The sequence below is a fragment of the Lentilitoribacter sp. EG35 genome, assembly GCF_040784015.1.
Classification (GTDB): Bacteria; Pseudomonadota; Alphaproteobacteria; order Rhizobiales; family Rhizobiaceae; genus Lentilitoribacter.
This window is the reverse complement of sequence record NZ_JBFNGQ010000001.1, coordinates 309,161-324,975: the sequence shown is the minus strand read 5'-3', so window position 1 is coordinate 324,975 and position 15,815 is coordinate 309,161. Positions and strand designations below refer to the sequence as shown.

At 44.2% G+C, this 15,815-nt stretch carries 14 protein-coding genes and 1 other RNA gene; 2 read left to right on the top strand and 13 right to left on the bottom strand.

The window, feature by feature from the left end; genetic code table 11:
• Positions 1–4: 4 nt before the first annotated feature.
• From mraY to AB2J24_RS01425, 12 genes are all read right to left on the bottom strand, one after another.
• The gene (gene mraY / locus AB2J24_RS01480) at positions 5–1,108 is read right to left on the bottom strand and encodes a phospho-N-acetylmuramoyl-pentapeptide-transferase (protein WP_162652640.1); all 1,104 of its coding nucleotides are present in this window, start codon (positions 1,106–1,108) and stop codon (positions 5–7) included.
• A gap of 27 nt (positions 1,109–1,135) precedes the next feature.
• Positions 1,136–2,563, bottom strand: a complete 1,428-nt coding sequence (locus AB2J24_RS01475) for a UDP-N-acetylmuramoylalanyl-D-glutamyl-2,6-diaminopimelate--D-alanyl-D-alanine ligase (protein ID WP_367384172.1) — start codon at positions 2,561–2,563, stop codon at positions 1,136–1,138.
• A complete protein-coding gene (locus AB2J24_RS01470; RefSeq protein WP_420883608.1) occupies positions 2,563–4,011 on the bottom strand; it encodes a UDP-N-acetylmuramoyl-L-alanyl-D-glutamate--2,6-diaminopimelate ligase in 1,449 nt (482 codons plus the stop codon). The genes AB2J24_RS01475 and AB2J24_RS01470 overlap by 1 nt, the downstream gene beginning before the upstream one ends.
• A gap of 79 nt (positions 4,012–4,090) precedes the next feature.
• A complete protein-coding gene (locus AB2J24_RS01465) occupies positions 4,091–5,815 on the bottom strand; it encodes a peptidoglycan D,D-transpeptidase FtsI family protein (RefSeq protein ID WP_420883602.1) in 1,725 nt (574 codons plus the stop codon).
• Positions 5,812–6,153 carry a cell division protein FtsL gene (ftsL, locus tag AB2J24_RS01460; RefSeq protein WP_162652644.1) on the bottom strand — a complete coding sequence of 114 codons (342 nt, stop codon included), beginning with the start codon at positions 6,151–6,153 and terminating at the stop codon, positions 5,812–5,814. The genes AB2J24_RS01465 and ftsL overlap by 4 nt, the downstream gene beginning before the upstream one ends.
• On the bottom strand, positions 6,154–7,185 hold the full coding sequence (gene rsmH / locus AB2J24_RS01455) for a 16S rRNA (cytosine(1402)-N(4))-methyltransferase RsmH (protein ID WP_367384169.1): 1,032 nt from the start codon (positions 7,183–7,185) through the stop codon (positions 6,154–6,156).
• 14 nt (positions 7,186–7,199) lie between these two features.
• Positions 7,200–7,640: a division/cell wall cluster transcriptional repressor MraZ gene (mraZ, locus tag AB2J24_RS01450; protein ID WP_367384168.1), complete on the bottom strand. Its 441-nt coding sequence runs from the start codon at positions 7,638–7,640 to the stop codon at positions 7,200–7,202.
• A gap of 344 nt (positions 7,641–7,984) precedes the next feature.
• Positions 7,985–8,398, bottom strand: an RNA gene (rnpB, locus tag AB2J24_RS01445) — RNase P RNA component class A.
• 56 nt (positions 8,399–8,454) lie between these two features.
• A complete protein-coding gene (locus AB2J24_RS01440) occupies positions 8,455–8,943 on the bottom strand; it encodes a lytic transglycosylase domain-containing protein (protein ID WP_162652647.1) in 489 nt (162 codons plus the stop codon).
• A gap of 139 nt (positions 8,944–9,082) precedes the next feature.
• Entirely contained in the window at positions 9,083–9,829 is a 747-nt protein-coding gene (locus tag AB2J24_RS01435; RefSeq protein ID WP_162652648.1) for an N-acetylmuramoyl-L-alanine amidase, read from the bottom strand.
• Entirely contained in the window at positions 9,829–10,539 is a 711-nt protein-coding gene (locus AB2J24_RS01430) for a TerB family tellurite resistance protein (protein WP_367384167.1), read from the bottom strand. The genes AB2J24_RS01435 and AB2J24_RS01430 overlap by 1 nt, the downstream gene beginning before the upstream one ends.
• A gap of 129 nt (positions 10,540–10,668) precedes the next feature.
• Entirely contained in the window at positions 10,669–12,156 is a 1,488-nt protein-coding gene (locus AB2J24_RS01425; RefSeq protein ID WP_367384166.1) for a diguanylate cyclase domain-containing protein, read from the bottom strand.
• Between the two features lie 268 nt (positions 12,157–12,424).
• On the opposite strand from AB2J24_RS01425, the gene AB2J24_RS01420 reads away from it, so the two are divergent.
• Positions 12,425–13,597: a lytic murein transglycosylase gene (locus tag AB2J24_RS01420; protein ID WP_244627919.1), complete on the top strand. Its 1,173-nt coding sequence runs from the start codon at positions 12,425–12,427 to the stop codon at positions 13,595–13,597.
• Between the two features lie 15 nt (positions 13,598–13,612).
• Entirely contained in the window at positions 13,613–14,887 is a 1,275-nt protein-coding gene (locus AB2J24_RS01415) for an amidase (protein ID WP_367384165.1), read from the top strand.
• Here AB2J24_RS01415 and metF read toward each other — a convergent pair.
• Positions 14,884–15,813, bottom strand: coding sequence for a methylenetetrahydrofolate reductase [NAD(P)H] (metF, locus tag AB2J24_RS01410; RefSeq protein ID WP_367384164.1), 930 nt, complete (start codon positions 15,811–15,813; stop codon positions 14,884–14,886). The two genes, AB2J24_RS01415 and metF, sit on opposite strands and share 4 nt — an antisense overlap.
• Positions 15,814–15,815 lie beyond the last annotated feature (2 nt).

Genomic DNA, 15,815 nt, shown 5'->3' with positions numbered 1-15,815 from the left:
ACACTTATCTCAATTTCAAGGTAGCAAGACCAACCATCGCAAGCATAACCGCGATAATCCAGAAGCGCACCACAACCTGACTTTCAGTCCATCCCTTTTTCTCATAATGATGGTGAATTGGTGCCATTCGGAATACACGCTTGCCAGTTAACTTAAAAGATGCCACCTGAATGATCACGGACATTGTTTCAAGTACAAACAGACCACCGATAATTGCCATAACAATTTCATGCTTTGTCGCAACTGCAATTGTACCAACAAGACCGCCAAGCGCCAATGACCCAGTATCCCCCATAAAAATAGCAGCGGGCGGTGCGTTAAACCACAAAAAGCCTAAACCAGCACCAATGACAGCGCCAAGTATAACTGCGAGTTCACCCGTTCCCGGAACAAAATGTATCTGCAGATAATTGGCAAAAACAGCATTACCTGCAAGATAAGCAATCGCACCAAAAGACGCCGCAGCTATCATAACAGGAACAATTGCCAAACCATCAAGACCATCCGTCAGATTAACAGCGTTACCGGCTGAAACGATAACAAACGCACCAAATGGAATGAAAAAGATACCTAGATCTAAAAGAAAATCCTTAAAGAACGGAAATGACAGTGATGTCGCAAACGTGTTGCTTTGGTCCGACGTTGCAATCATCGACTGATTTAAAATGAAATAAACTGCAACTCCTGCGAATAAAAATTCAAGCAATAATCGTACACGACTGGAAAAACCTTTATCTGATTGTTTCGAAACCTTTAAATAATCATCATAAAACCCGATCGCACCGAAACCTAGAGTCACAAGTAGCGTTGTAATAACATACGTATTTGCAAGATCCGCCCATAAGAGAGAGGCAACAATGATACCGGCCAAAATCATCAGGCCACCCATTGTTGGTGTACCTGCCTTTTTGAAATGTGTCTGAGGTCCATCAGCACGAATGGGTTGCCCTCGCCCCTGCCTAACTCTGAGTGAATCAATCATTTTAGGACCAAACAGGAAGACGATTAAGGCAGCGGTAAATAATGCCCCGCCGGTTCTAAATGTGATATATCTGAACAAGTTAAAAAGAGGAAAACTATCCGAAAACTCAACCAACCAAACAAACATAAATCCCCCTTATCACCGAATTGGCGATTATTCTTGTTCATTGCTTTCAGGAAATTGTTCCAGCAATTTTTTAACTATTTTTCCAAAACCAACACCAAGTGATGATTTAACCATAACAACATCGCCCGGGCGCAATTTAGTAACCAACCAATCAATTATCGCCTTGATTTCAGACCGATAATAAACCTGGATTTCACCTCTCAAGACATCAGCCAAATGGCTCATATCTTGACCGGAAAGAGCAACGATATCCACCTGCGCCTCATACAATGGCTCCGCAAGTTCTGCATGAAGTGCCTCTGAGAATCGGCCCATCTCCAACATATCACCCAAAACAGCTATTCGTCGCCCCCCGCGCCCCACATCTGTGGATGAAAGAAGGGAAATGGCTGCACGCATGGATGCAGGATTTGCATTGTAACTTTCATCAATGAGTGTGAATGTTCCATCACCAATTGAGCATTGAGTGCGAGCACCTCGACCTTTTTCGGCAGAAAAATCAGCAAGCGCTAAGGCAGCACGTGCCATGTCAGCACCAACAAGCGAGCAAACACCCAATACACCAAGTGCATTTTGTACGAGATGATCGCCTGGGGCGCCGAGTTTGACGGCAGCTTCTTCGCCATCAATAATCATACTGAAACACGAACAATCGCTGTGGCTCTTACAAGAAATCAATCTAAAATCGGATCGTTCATCTTGACCAAAAGACTTTGAATTTTGAGCCATGCCTAGTTCTTCTGCACGCTCTAAAAGGTGGTCATACTGATCATTATCTCGATTTAAAACAACAGAACCTTCTGAAATAACACCTTCCATAATTTCAGATTTCGCATCTGCGATCTCGGCAATGTCGTTAAAATTGCCCATATGTGCAGCTTCAACGGTGGTAATCAAAGCTATATGAGGTTGGACCATATCTATGAGTGTTCTAATCTCTCCCGTATGGTTCATTCCGACTTCAAAAACACCGAAATTAGTATCCTTTGGCATTCTAGCCAAAGTTAGGGGAACACCCCAATGGTTATTAAATGAAGCCACAGAAGCATGAACTTTTCCTGATGGGCTAAGCGCTGTTCGCAACATTTCTTTGGCAGTTGTTTTGCCAACAGATCCGGTGATAGCAATCACTTTACCTGCTACTCGGGCTCTGGCAGCTCGGCCTAAAGCCTCCATTGCGACTAAAACGTCTTCCACAATTATCATCGGTGCGGTTAGGCTCACAAGTGAAGGTATTTTTTCCTCTGCGACAACCAAGACACCTGCACCATTTGCAAGCGCTGACGTTACAAATTCATGCCCATCAAATCGATCGCCCTTAATAGCAAAGAATGCGCCACCTTGATCCATATTACGACTGTCAATTGAGATGCCTGTAATACCTTCAGGCATATTACCATGTGCACGACCATGCATAACCGAGATCATATCGGAAATTGTCCAAAGAAGATCCATCAGTAAGCACCCTTAATAGCCTTCAATGCTTCTTTATGATCCGAAAATGGCAAGGTTACATCTCCGACAAGTTGTCCTTCTTCATGCCCTTTTCCTGCAATAACCAAAGTATCACCCTCTTTCAGCATTCTAACTGCTTGCTCTATGGCCTCGCCTCGTCCTTCTATTTCAATGGCATCGGGCACGGCTTTAAGAATCTCAGATCGAATTTGAGCGGCATTTTCTGTACGCGGGTTATCATCTGTCACAATTGAGATGTTAGATAAACGGTGCGCGATTTCTCCCATGATCGGGCGTTTGCCCTTATCTCGATCACCACCGCAGCCAAAGACTAAGACAATACGCCCAGTGGTAAACGGTCTAACCGCGCTTAACACCTGTTCAAGTGCATCCGGTTTATGTGCATAATCGACATAAACAGGGGCACCAGACTTAGATTTACCAATTAACTCTAACCGACCGGGAGCCCCTTTAATCTGGCTAAGCGCCTTAAACACACTCTCAGCCGATGTACCAGTCGAGATACATAAACCAGCAGCTACAAGCGCATTGGAAAGTTGAAAATCACCAGCCAAAGGCAAATCTAATGAAAACAATTGGCCATCAAACATAACTTCGGCGCGTTGACTATGGCGCAATTGTTCAACACGTTTAACCGTCAAATATTTGCCATTTCGCCCCACGGTGTGCACATTATTTCCGGCAGCCTTGGCCGCGGAAATGGTTGCTTGCGAATATTCATCGTCTGCAAAAATCACTGCCGGAGCACCATTTGGTAAAACACGCCTGAACAATTCAAGCTTCGCATCCAAATAATGCTCTATAGTAGGGTGATAATCCATATGATCACGGCCTAAATTCGTAAACGCCCCTGCGGTTAACTCAACCCCATCAAGTCTATATTGATCAAGACCATGACTTGAAGCTTCCATAGAACAATGGGTAACACCATCCTGCGCCAGTTGATCAAGCAGTTTATGAAGTGTCACTGAATCGGGCGTCGTTAAGCTACCATATTCGGTACCCTTTGGAGAAATGACTCCGGTGGTGCCGATCATCGCGGCCTGATCTCCTGCAAATTCCCAAATCTGGCGAACGAAAGAAGCAACTGATGTCTTGCCCGCTGTTCCAGTTACCGCCACGATACAGCGCGGCTGATTAGGATAAAATTTCGCTGAAATCCGCGCCAATGCAAGGCGTGCATTCTCTGAACGCAACACTGGAACAGTGCTATCAGCTATATTAGAGCTATCTTCGCAAACAATCGCTATCGCACCTTGCGAAATAGCATCAGCAACAAAGTCTGCACCTTCTGCACGACTGCCGGATAGAGCAAAGAAGACATCGCCGGACTTAACCTTACGACTATCTATATTAATTCCAACAATAACAGGATTTGATTTGTGAGACTCCGGATTGGTAAGTTTTAAACCCACCAATTCAATCATGTCGTCTAATTTCATGCTACCCTCATATCCGCAATCAGGCCGAATCTATACCACAAACTTGCGTTCAAAATGTGGTTTATTAGTATGATTGAAGTAAAGCTTCACCGTTTTTCCCGAATTTTGGGCGAACACCTAAAAGAGCAGCAGAGCGTCTGATGACAGCTTGTACCGTCGGAGCTGCATTTGTACCAGCGGTTGCGTATTTCTTGCCTTCTTCTGGCTTTGGTTCATCAACGATGACCAGGACAACATATTGCGGATCATCAATTGGAAACGCCGATAAAAACGCATTAAACCTTACTTTCGAAGAATACCGACCATTGACGACTTTTTCAGCCGTTCCCGTTTTGCCACCAACCCAATAGCCTTCAACCTCGGCATTGCGTCCAGACCCTTTTTCAACATTCATACGCATAAGTGTTCGCATAGATTGACTGGTCTTCTCGGTCATCACGTGCCGCATAACTTTGTCGGCCTCTTCGCGTGATCTTGGCAAAAATGTTGGCGAAATAAGTTTGCCGCCATTCATCAATGCAGCCGCCGCAACAGCTGTTTGCAACGGTGTAGTCGCAACACCATGGCCAAATGAAATGGTAACAGAATTGATTTTCTTCCACTTTGCCGGCTCAGAAGGTCTGGCAACTTCTGGGAGTTCCGTTTTCATACGATCAAGAAGGCCTAAACGTTTTAGGAAATCCCGATGACCTTCGATACCTACAACATCCGCCATTTTTGCGGTGCCAATATTGGACGAATAAATGAAGATTTCAGGAACAGACAGAACACGTTTCTTTCCATGAAAATCAGAGATGGTAAAACCACCGATGCGGATCGGCTTGCGTGCATCAAAACGACTATTCATAGTAACATGACCAGAATCAAGTGCCATTGCAGTGGTAAATGCCTTGAACGTCGAGCCCATTTCATAGGCTCCCGCCGTCATCCGGTTCAAACGATCTTTTTTCAGCGCATCAACAGGATCATTCGGATTGTAGTCAGGTAGTGAAGATAGCGCAATCACTTCTCCAGTGTGCACATCGAGAACAACACCTGCCGTCGCAATTGCTTTATATCGCTCCATTGCCGCAGATAACTCATCGCGCAAAACGTGCTGAACACGAAGATCCAATGATAATTGAACAGGTTCTAAAGCTTCATCCACTGTTAGCCCTGCGAGCGCTAGATCGCCAAGTCCCTGCCCGTCAACAAACTTCTCCATGCCCGCAATGCCAACATTATCGATATTGACATGCCCTACAACATGAGAAGCGGTTGGACCACCAGGGTAAAAGCGGCGCTTTTCTGGCCTAAAACCAATGCCTGGAATCCCTCTAGCGAGAATCGCATTTTGTTGGCCTGGTGTAAGCTGACGTTGTAACCACTGAAAACGGGATTTGGACGACAGTTTCCGATATGTTTTTTTGATATCAAGATCCGGCAACACCAATGCAAGCTGCTCCACCACTTCATCAGGATCAATAATTTTATGTGGTTGTGCAAATAGAGAGACAGTTCGAATATCCGTTGCCAATACTTCCCCGTTGCGATCATGAAGATCAGGGCGGGAGGCAAGAAGCCGATTGCTTGGTGGAATGGAAGATACTGTCTCTGGTGATCGAAGACCATACTCAATAAGTCGTCCACCCATTGTGGCAAATACTAAGATGAAGGCTATCATAGCTAGTGCGACACGATTACCACCACGATTTGCATCTGCTTTATGATTTCCATCTATTAAGATAGCGCTTTCAGGAGATGCATTTTTTGATCCAGAAAATGTTGAACGGAATAATTTCATGATCATTCCACCGAGCCTGTCATAATTGCATCAGCAATTGCATCTACTTCAGGCTCCGGCCTAAATCGGGGCAATTCACTGGCAGTTACAATCTGTTGTGCTTCAGTCGTTTGCAATTGCAATTGCTCTTGAAATGCCTGAATTAATTTCTGAACTCGACTTGGCTGATTAAGCAAACTCCAGTCAGCTTCTAATAAATCGATCGTATCTTTGTGATCACGAATTTCACTCTGAAGGCGTTTAATTTCCGCCAAACGATCCTCCGATTGCCCCTTAATATGAAACGTATAGGCTGACGCGCTGAGGATCAGGGCCATGAGGATAACTTCAAATGCTCTAAACATCTAGGAACTCCTCAAAACTAAATGCAATGGATACAAATCAGGCAAACCAAAGACCTTCATATCAGATGTGCCTGCGGGAGCATGAGTACGAATTCCAGCTCGCAGCTTCGCCGAGCGTGATCTAGGATTGATCGCGAGCTCTTCATCTCTGGCACTTATCACACCTTTTTTGCCAATCGCCTCAAAACTTGCCTCAACAACATGGACTTGAGGAAGGTGTCGCGAACCTGAAATCCGCCCAAAACGATCTGCGAAAAACTTCTTCACAATTCGATCCTCTAATGAATGAAACGTAACAACAACCAAACGCCCACCAGGCTTCAATGCTTTTTCAGCGGCCAACAAAGATCGCGCCAACTCACCCAACTCATCGTTGACGTAGATTCGCAACGCCTGAAAAACACGTGTTGCTGGATGAATACGATCCTTCATTTTTCTTGGCGATGTTTTTTCAATGAGTTTTGCAAGTTCGCCAGTCGTATGAAACTCTTGCTCTGCACGAGCATCGACTATCGCACGTGCAAGACGACCAGCCTTTTTCTCTTCACCATAAAATCCAAAAATTCTTGCGAGGTCGCCAAGCTTCAAACGGTTAACAACATCAGCAGCGGTTACCCCATCTTGTGCCATGCGCATATCAAGCGGACCATCTTGCATAAATGAAAACCCGCGTTCTGCCTGATCAATCTGCATAGAAGATACGCCGATATCCAGCACGACGCCATCAAGTGTGCCATCTTCACAAAAATCAGAAATTTGAGAGAACTTGGCATGTTTTAACGAAAGCTGTTCGGCATATTTTTCAACAAGATGGGATGCATTATCAATTACATCTGGATCTTGATCTGTGGCAATAACATTTGCGCCTCGCTCCAAAAAAGCGGTACTATAACCACCGGCACCAAACGTGCCATCAAAGATTAGTTTTCCATCTGAAGGTTCAAGTGCCTTAATAACCTCAGAGAGAAGAACCGGGATATGATCGACTGGTCCGCCATCGACGTCGTTATTGCCGTCAAAACTCGTCACCATCCCGTTTCCTCGTCTCAGGTTGAACGAATATTTTTGTCTATCCGCTCTTGCCGGGTTTCGTCTTGCATCCTCGACAATGCAGACGGCTCCCAAATCTGAAAATGATCGCCGCGACCTACAAAGGTCACTTGATCCTCTATCCCAGTGAAATCGCGAATAAAATCGGTTATCACCAGGCGCCCCTCTCCGTCGAGCTTCATAAACACGCCGCCGCCGTGAATAAGAAGTGACATCTTGTTGGCATCCATCGAAAATGGATCGCCTTGATCTATATGCCTTTCGAACCGCTCCAAAACCTCTGGTCCAGCGACCGAAATCGCGGGAAATATAAAATCCTGGAACACGTACAGTTCGTCTATATTCAAGCGCATCAACACATTGCGGAATACCGATGGAACCGACACGCGACCCTTGGCATCCACTTTTTTTGTCACCTGTGACAAAAACCTGTTCATGACGCACGACTAACTTACCTGCCAGGCGACCAGACTTTTGCTGACCTGCAAAAGTTACAGCCGTCTGAAATTCACCAAACCGCCCAAAATATCGTTCCGCACTTTCACGAACACTGAGGGATAACAAATCCGAATATTTTGACCTTCTTTGGGATATCATGGGCATATTTGGGCGTCAATGGGATTTTACAGTTTGTTAATAAATCATATTACCAATTCACCCATTCATGACTCTTTATGATTAATGAACAGTTAGGATTCGCTCTTAAGAAGAAAAATTCGAGAATATCTGACAGGTTTGGATCAAAAGCTCACCAACCAGTCAAACACACAAAAAAATTTAAAATGCCAGTCGGCCTATAAGCCGGGTTTTGTATGGCCACTGCCTTCGCAGCAGCGTGACAACCATTCCTCTGGGACAGCGCTTACGCACTGCCTCCTGCAACCTACCCGGATGATTAGCTTGGAAAAAGCCGGTGCCGAAGCACCACATCATCCCTATTTGGTCTTGCTCCCGATGGGGTTTACACTGCCGTCTTTGTTACCAAATAACGCGGTGGGCTCTTACCCCACCATTTCACCCTTACCCAATATTTTGCCGCAAAGCGACTTAGTATCAGGCGGTATAATTTCTGCTGCACTTTCCCTAGGGTCGCCCCCGCCGGATGTTATCCGGCACCGTTTTTCCATGGAGCCCGGACTTTCCTCTCGCAGCAAGCTAAAATTAGCGAACTACAAGCGGTTGCCCAGCCGACTGGCAAAAAAAGCCCTATACCAAGCGCGCAGGAATATCCAGCAATAATAGTTACAATGATTAGCGGAGAATTGCTTTTACTTTCTGGCAATATTTTGCGGAAACTGGATTCATGCGCTTAGCATAGTGCCCTGCATTGTACTTGAGGATCGCACCACAGGTCGTTCCGCCACCGCGCTTATAAGCTTCACCCAAATATTTCATGCCATAAGCGATGTTATTCTCCGGATTATATAGCGCTTTCGTTGAACCAGTATAACCCATGCCGCGCGCGGTTGCGGGCTTAATCTGCATTAAACCAACTTCACCCGCACGACCACGAGCGCTGGCTTTATAATTGCTCTCAATTTTTACAATTGCATGTGCTAGCTTTACAGGCACGCCATTTTTTTTGGCATGTTTGGAAATTAGCTTATTATATGGCGCACTATTTTTAGTTGATTTTGAAACAGATGAAGTTTTTGTTGATTTATCAACACTATTTGCTGTCTGACACGCAGACAGAGATAATAAGCTGACCGTCAGGCCAGCAGCGATATTGAGCTTCATAGAAGATCCTTGTTATTTTTGAATTTCCTTGGGAGGAAGATAAGCGTTAGTTGCGCTCTCTAAACGGCGAAATCTAGTCAAAAATGTGTCAAAGGATTCAATTTCCGTTACAGAACTGACACATTAGTTGCTTCAAATTCTAGTTTTCTGCCAAAAGCCGATGCAAAGTTTCGATTGTCGACATATCTGCAATGCCATCGACCTTCTCCGGTCGAAAATGTCGCTGGAACGCAATGATAACAGCCTCAGTCAACTCATCAAATTGACCGTTCACTTCTAAACCATATCCATATAGGCCGAGCATGGATTGCAATGCCTCTATCGGTTGACCACTTTCACCGCGCATAAAATAACGCCCGCCAGAAATAGGAGATGGGTCCACATAATGCCCTACTCCCTGATCGGCAAGTGCTTTCCAAGAAAACCATTCACCTGGGTCACGCTTACGTAAAGGAGCAATATCTGAATGTGCCAGAACACGTTTAGGATCGATATTATGACGAGCAATAATTGATCGAGATAAACCGATGACAGATTGCATCTGGACATCAGGATAAATTGGGCATCCAGCTTCATGGCCTTGATTAGCAACTTCTATTCCGATTGACCTTGAATTAATATCGACTTCGCCATGCCAACTGCTCTGACCTGCATGCCACGCTCTTTTTTCTTCCGCCACGAGTTGAGAAATTTCACCATTTTCATCAACAAGATAGTGAGCAGAAACTTCTGCTTCTTCCGCACAAAGCCAATCACATGCCGCTTTTGCTGTTTCCATCGCAGTATAGTGCAGAACAAGCATATCGGGCTTAGATACACCTTTACGCTCCCCAAAATTTGGAGATGGAACAACAATTGCACGATCAAAATCCGGCGCAAATGTCATTAAGCTCGCACCTGCAATCTTTCAATAGCTTCAAATGCAAGATTTAGCTTTGCCATACGGTCACCAGCAATCCTCATAAACTCATCAGGAACACCACGTGCACGTAAATTATCAGGATGACTTTTCTTGGCCAGTTCGCGATAACGCCTCTTAATCTCATCAAAGGGCGTGCTTTTTGTAACACCAAGCACAACAAAGGGATCAAGCCCTTCAGGATGTACATGTCGAGCCGCTATCTGCGCCAATCGCTCTTCATCCAACCCAAATATCTCACCGATATGTTGGAGCATCACATTCTCATGTTCATGGATAACACCATCAGCCTTTGCGATATGATAAAGGCCATCCATCACGTCTTCCAAAAGGGCGCAATTGGATACTACCGAACTACAAAGGCCCGACAAACGGCGAGCATAAACATCATAACCAGCGACATCCTGTTTGGCTAAGTTATATAGTTTAGAGACGTTTTCTGCCTCAGATTGAGGGATTTCAAAAATCTCTTGGAAGGCGCTCACCTCTGCTTGCGTGACCACTCCATCAGCCTTCGCCATTTTTGCAGATAACGCAATAACAGCAACCGAAAAAGCCACCTGCCGACGAGTCTCAGGATCACCCTCAAAGACTGTTCTAACTGCCTCGACAATTTGTGACACAAAGCTTTGGGCCGCTTCGCCAACGGCCTCTAATATTTTACATATAGATAACATGGCCGGGACGTTACTTCATTTGGAAAAAAAATTCGAGCGAAAACATCCAAATTCGTAAACTATTCTTGATAAAACTAATCATATTATCGTGAACACAGAAATAGCTGCCACATTCACGAAACAAACTGTCTAAACTGAGGATTTAATCTTCTCAACAGCACTACCTTTAATTAGTATGTTAGGTAACTGAGATAAATGTTTCATCTGGGACGCCGTTTCAACACCTTGCACAATTATTTTAAGTCCCAGCCCCTGTGCAAGCTTGATAAGGTTTTCCAATAATTCAAAAGAACCTGCATCTTCCGTAACATTTTTCACCCAATTCTTTTTTAAAATTAGATATTTATGCTGATTTTTTTCGCCGGAAATAAAATCGCTTATATTCCCGCCTAGACCATAGCTTGCGATCCTCACACCTAAATCAACCAGTCCCTGCAGATTGGTTCCAATTAGCTCAGGGTTTTCTGTACGTTCCAAAGTATCAAAAGCAACGACCAACCGATTACATTCAACTTTATTCTTACGAAGCGTTTCTGAGAGATAGGACACAAAATTTGGATCAAGTAGCTGGCTTGAACTCATATTGATGACCACCTTGCTTTGCTTACTCCAAGAAGCGATATCTTCCACTAAACGTTCAAGAACAACTCTATTAAACGGTATTATCAGTCCAGTTTCATTTAAAACATTCACATAATCATCATTAGCTAAAAGATAACAATCAAACCCCTGCCGTAAGATGTTAACTTCGAAATGATTTACTTTAAGGTCATCAGCATAGGCGATAGGCTCATAACTCAAATCAAAACTTTGATCGACAACAATGGATCTGACTATATCTTCCATCTCGCGCTTGCTTTGCATTTCAATTTCAATTTGCTTGCAGAAAAAACGATGCGCAGATCCAGGCATCGATTTAGCTTTATAAAGCGCCATATCCGCCCGCTTAAGCATAGTTCCCAAGCCTGTATCAGCTTCATTCTGCCAAGTAATCCCAATACTACATCCACCTTCGACCTCGGAACGGTCAATGAAATACGGCACGGATAGGCATTGTTTCACATCGATACAAAATGCATCCACTTCGGCAAATGATGGTCCACCGGTCCAAAGGATGACAAATTCATCGCCACCCAGGCGAAAACAGGCCATATCGGACTTATCGATAGTTAAATCTTTAAGACGATGGGCCAGGTCCCTTAAAATCTGATCACCAGCGTCATGACCAAACGTGTCATTTATCAGCTTAAACCTATCAAGATCGAGCAACATGACAGCTACGCGATTTTGAGTATCAAATTTTTCATCGAAAATGGACGAGACATGGCCTTCTAGACCTCGTCTATTTTTTAAACCTGTTAAAGGATCAAGAAAAGCAATTGTCTGCAAGTTGGACACAAAATCTTCGTCAGGTTTTCGTTCAGCTTTTTCGAATTTCAAAGGAAATGCAAGTGAGGCGAACAATATTTGTTGGCCTTCGGCACTCCATTCACCTAAACCAAAGGTGCTCGCAGCCAAAAACAACACTGCGAGGGCGCCAATACTCAATACGATCATCGTCAGTCGTGCGAACTCATGACGCACAATTAATTCTGACGGAAACCATTTTAACTTCATGTTAAAAGCTCCTATTTGTGCAAAAACTATCACGCTGAGAATTAAGCAATCCTTACTCGGCTGTGCAAAGAATTGAGGGTTTTGAGCAGATCTCAAACTAAGGTTAATACGCTGCTAATCTGCGACTTCAAGCCTTCATATGAACAAAATAGAAATCTATGGCTATTGATCTGATCAATATGTATATTTTTGGCAAAAGAATCGTCAAAAATAATCAAATTTATGATCGCATCAAAACTGGAGCAGACACTTGCTAAAATATATTCGTATCCCTGCCCTCACTCTAAGCTTACTACTTACGACAGGAATAACAGCAAACGCAACAGAATGCGGAGGCAATTTCTCCCAATTTCTCAAAGGTGTAAAACAAGAAGCAGCGTCTGAGGGAATTGGTCAACGGGCAATTAATTCTGCTTTAAAAAATGCTCGTATAACCAAGAAAGTGCTTTCGCGTGATCGGGCACAAGGCGTTTTCAAGCAAACGTTTCTTGAATTTTCAAAACGCTCTGTCAGCACAAACCGTCTGCAGCATGGCGCAAAGAATATGAAGAAATACGCTTCTGTTTTTAAGCGAGCAGAACAAGAGTTTGGTGTACCCGCAGCAGTCATCGCTGCATTTTGGGGATTAGAAACAGATTTTGGTGCATTTCAAGGTGACTTTAATACACTCAATGCACTTGCAACACTTGCTCATGATTGCAGACGACCTCACCTTTTTCGCCCGCAACTAATAGCTGCGATCAAAATGGTAGAAAATGGTGATCTCATCCCTTCACAGACAACAGGTGCTTGGGCTGGTGAAATTGGCCAAGTCCAAATGCTACCAGAGGATATTGTACGATTTGGCACTGATGGCGATGGTGATGGACATGTACGTCTTAAAAAAAGCTCACCAGATGCCATTCTTACAGCGGCAAATTTTATCCAAAGTTTAGGATGGCAACGCGGACAACCATGGATAATGGAGGTCAAATTACCTTCCGGTAATTTCCCATATGAGCGTTCAGGCCTTAAAAAAGGAATGACATCTGGAGACTGGGCTAACCTCGGTGTAAAACCAACATCGGGCAACCTTCCAAATGCAGGTCTTCCTGCCGATCTTCTTTTACCACAAGGGCGAAAAGGTCCTGCATTCTTGGCTTTTCCTAATTTCTCAATTTATCTAGAGTGGAACCAATCCTTCATCTATACAACATCTGCAGCATATTTTGCCACGCGGCTTGCAGGTGCACCGCGCTATAATGCGGGTAAGCCAGAACAAGGTCTTTCTGACGCTCAGATGAAATCACTTCAGAACAAACTCGCGGCCAAGGGTTATGATGTTGGAAAGATCGATGGGATTTTAGGCGCAAGAACACGCGATGCCGTACAAGCAGAACAAGCAAAATTTGGCCTACCAGCAGACGCCTGGCCAACGGCAAAACTCCTGAGTAAACTCTAATCAGGGTTGGTTGGCATGTCCTTATTTAAACCTGTTTCTTTCTCCGAACTGATATCAGAACGTGAACTAGGAAAAACATCACCCGAAGAAATGCTTGCTTTATCCGTAAGCCGTGTTTGTGAGATAGAAGAACAAGTTCAGGCATTCGAACATTTTGCAAATGATGATATCGAAATAACCAATAACAAACCACTTTCAGGTATAGGTGTTGGTGTCAAAGATATCTTTGACACATATAACATGCCAACCTCCTACGGAAGCACCATCTACGAGCGACATAGACCAAAAATAGATGCTGCAATCGTTTCTATGCTGCGTGCAAAAGGTGCTAGCATTATCGGCAAAACAACAACCACAGAATTTGCCTTCTTTAAACCTACTAAAACCAAGAACCCGAATAATCTGGAATATTCCCCTGGAGGTTCGTCGGCGGGTTCTGCAGCTGCTGTTGCCTCAGGAATGACATCCGTAGCAATTGGTACACAAACGGGTGGCTCTATGATCCGCCCCGCTTCCTTTTGCGGTGTTGCTGGCTTCAAACCTAGCTATCGAATGCTGCCAACTGTTGGGATGAAATATTTCGCACAAACTTTAGATACAGTTGGGGTATATGGAAAATCTATCGCAGACATCTCCCACTTCCTTACCCTTCTTACTGACCGCCACTTATCAGTCATAGATATCAACCCCAAAGATATTCGAATTGGCATCTATTCCAGCATCATTTCTCAAGAAGCATCTAAGGAAATGAAACAAGCATTACAGCATGCAGCGCAAATTGTTGAACAAACAGGATTTACAGTCGTAAATATCACCGAGCCGGATGAGCTACGTAAAGCCTACAATGCCCACGAAATTATCCAAAATTTTGAAGCTGCTCAATCTTGCGCATCAGACTATGTGCTTTTCAAAGATCAACTGAGCGATAAACTAGCAAGAACCATAGAAACCGGTGCAAATATATCTCCCCAGGAGTACGACGCTGCAAGGCGCGCAAGTAAAATCGCTCGTCGTAAAACTCAAGATATTTTTGCTCAAGTAGATATACTGCTTACACCATCAGCTCCGTCATCAGCACCGATTGGATTTAAGACTACAGGCATTGCAACATTCAATAAGCTTTGGACACTATTGGGAACGCCATCGGTGAATATTGCAGGTCTTCGTGCAAAAAATGGAATGCCACTTGGAATACAGGCGATTGGAAAATTCGGTTCAGACCAAAAACTCTTATCTATCGCCCATATTATCGAAACAGCTATCAGAAATGATGAATTATTTACTCTTTAGGCAGCATTCCGGTTTTCGTCACCATTGGAATTTCCATTCTGATTAAGGCCAAGCATCTGGCATACTGCAAACACAAGTCTCGCTCGGTTCATAGTGTAGAAATGGAATTCTTCAAACCCACGATTTGCTAAATCGACAACTTGTTCGGTGGCTATCGCTGAGGCAACCATTGAGCGGACTTCTGGTTCATCTTCAAGACCATCAAATCTTCTTACAAGCCAATCTGGTATCGAGGTTCCACACATCGCGGCAAATTTTTGCACTTGTGTAAAATTATGAATAGGAAGAATGCCCGGAACAATTGGTATATAAATGCCGGCTTTACGCGCGCGCTCCACATAACGTTCAAAATCATCATTATTAAAAAAGAACTGCGTGATTGCGCGGGTCGCACCATTATCGACTTTACGCTTGAGCATATCCAGATCGGTCATAAAGTCGGGGCTTTCAGGGTGTTTTTCCGGGTATGCCGAAACTGAAATCTCGCAATCACTTATATCACGCAGACCACGCACAAGAGCTGCAGCATTTTCATAGCCATCTGGATGCGGCTGATATTTTGTGCCGATTCCACTAGATGGATCACCACGAAGTGCTACAAAATGCTTCACGCCCGCATCACGAAATTCCTGCACAACATTATGTACTTCTTCCTTTGAAGCTTCAACACATGTCAAATGCGCCGCGGGATTAATGTCAACTTCGTTACTATCAATTATTCGCTTGATCGTATTAAGTGTAGGTTCTTTCGTAGATCCACCTGCCCCATAAGTCACCGACACATATTCAGGATTAAATGGCGCAAGCTTAACTACGCTTTCCCAAAGCTGTTCTTCCATCTTCCCGTTTTTGGGAGGGAAAAATTCGAATGACACCTTGATGTTGTCATTGTTGACAGATGATTCAATATGATGAGGCGACGCCATCT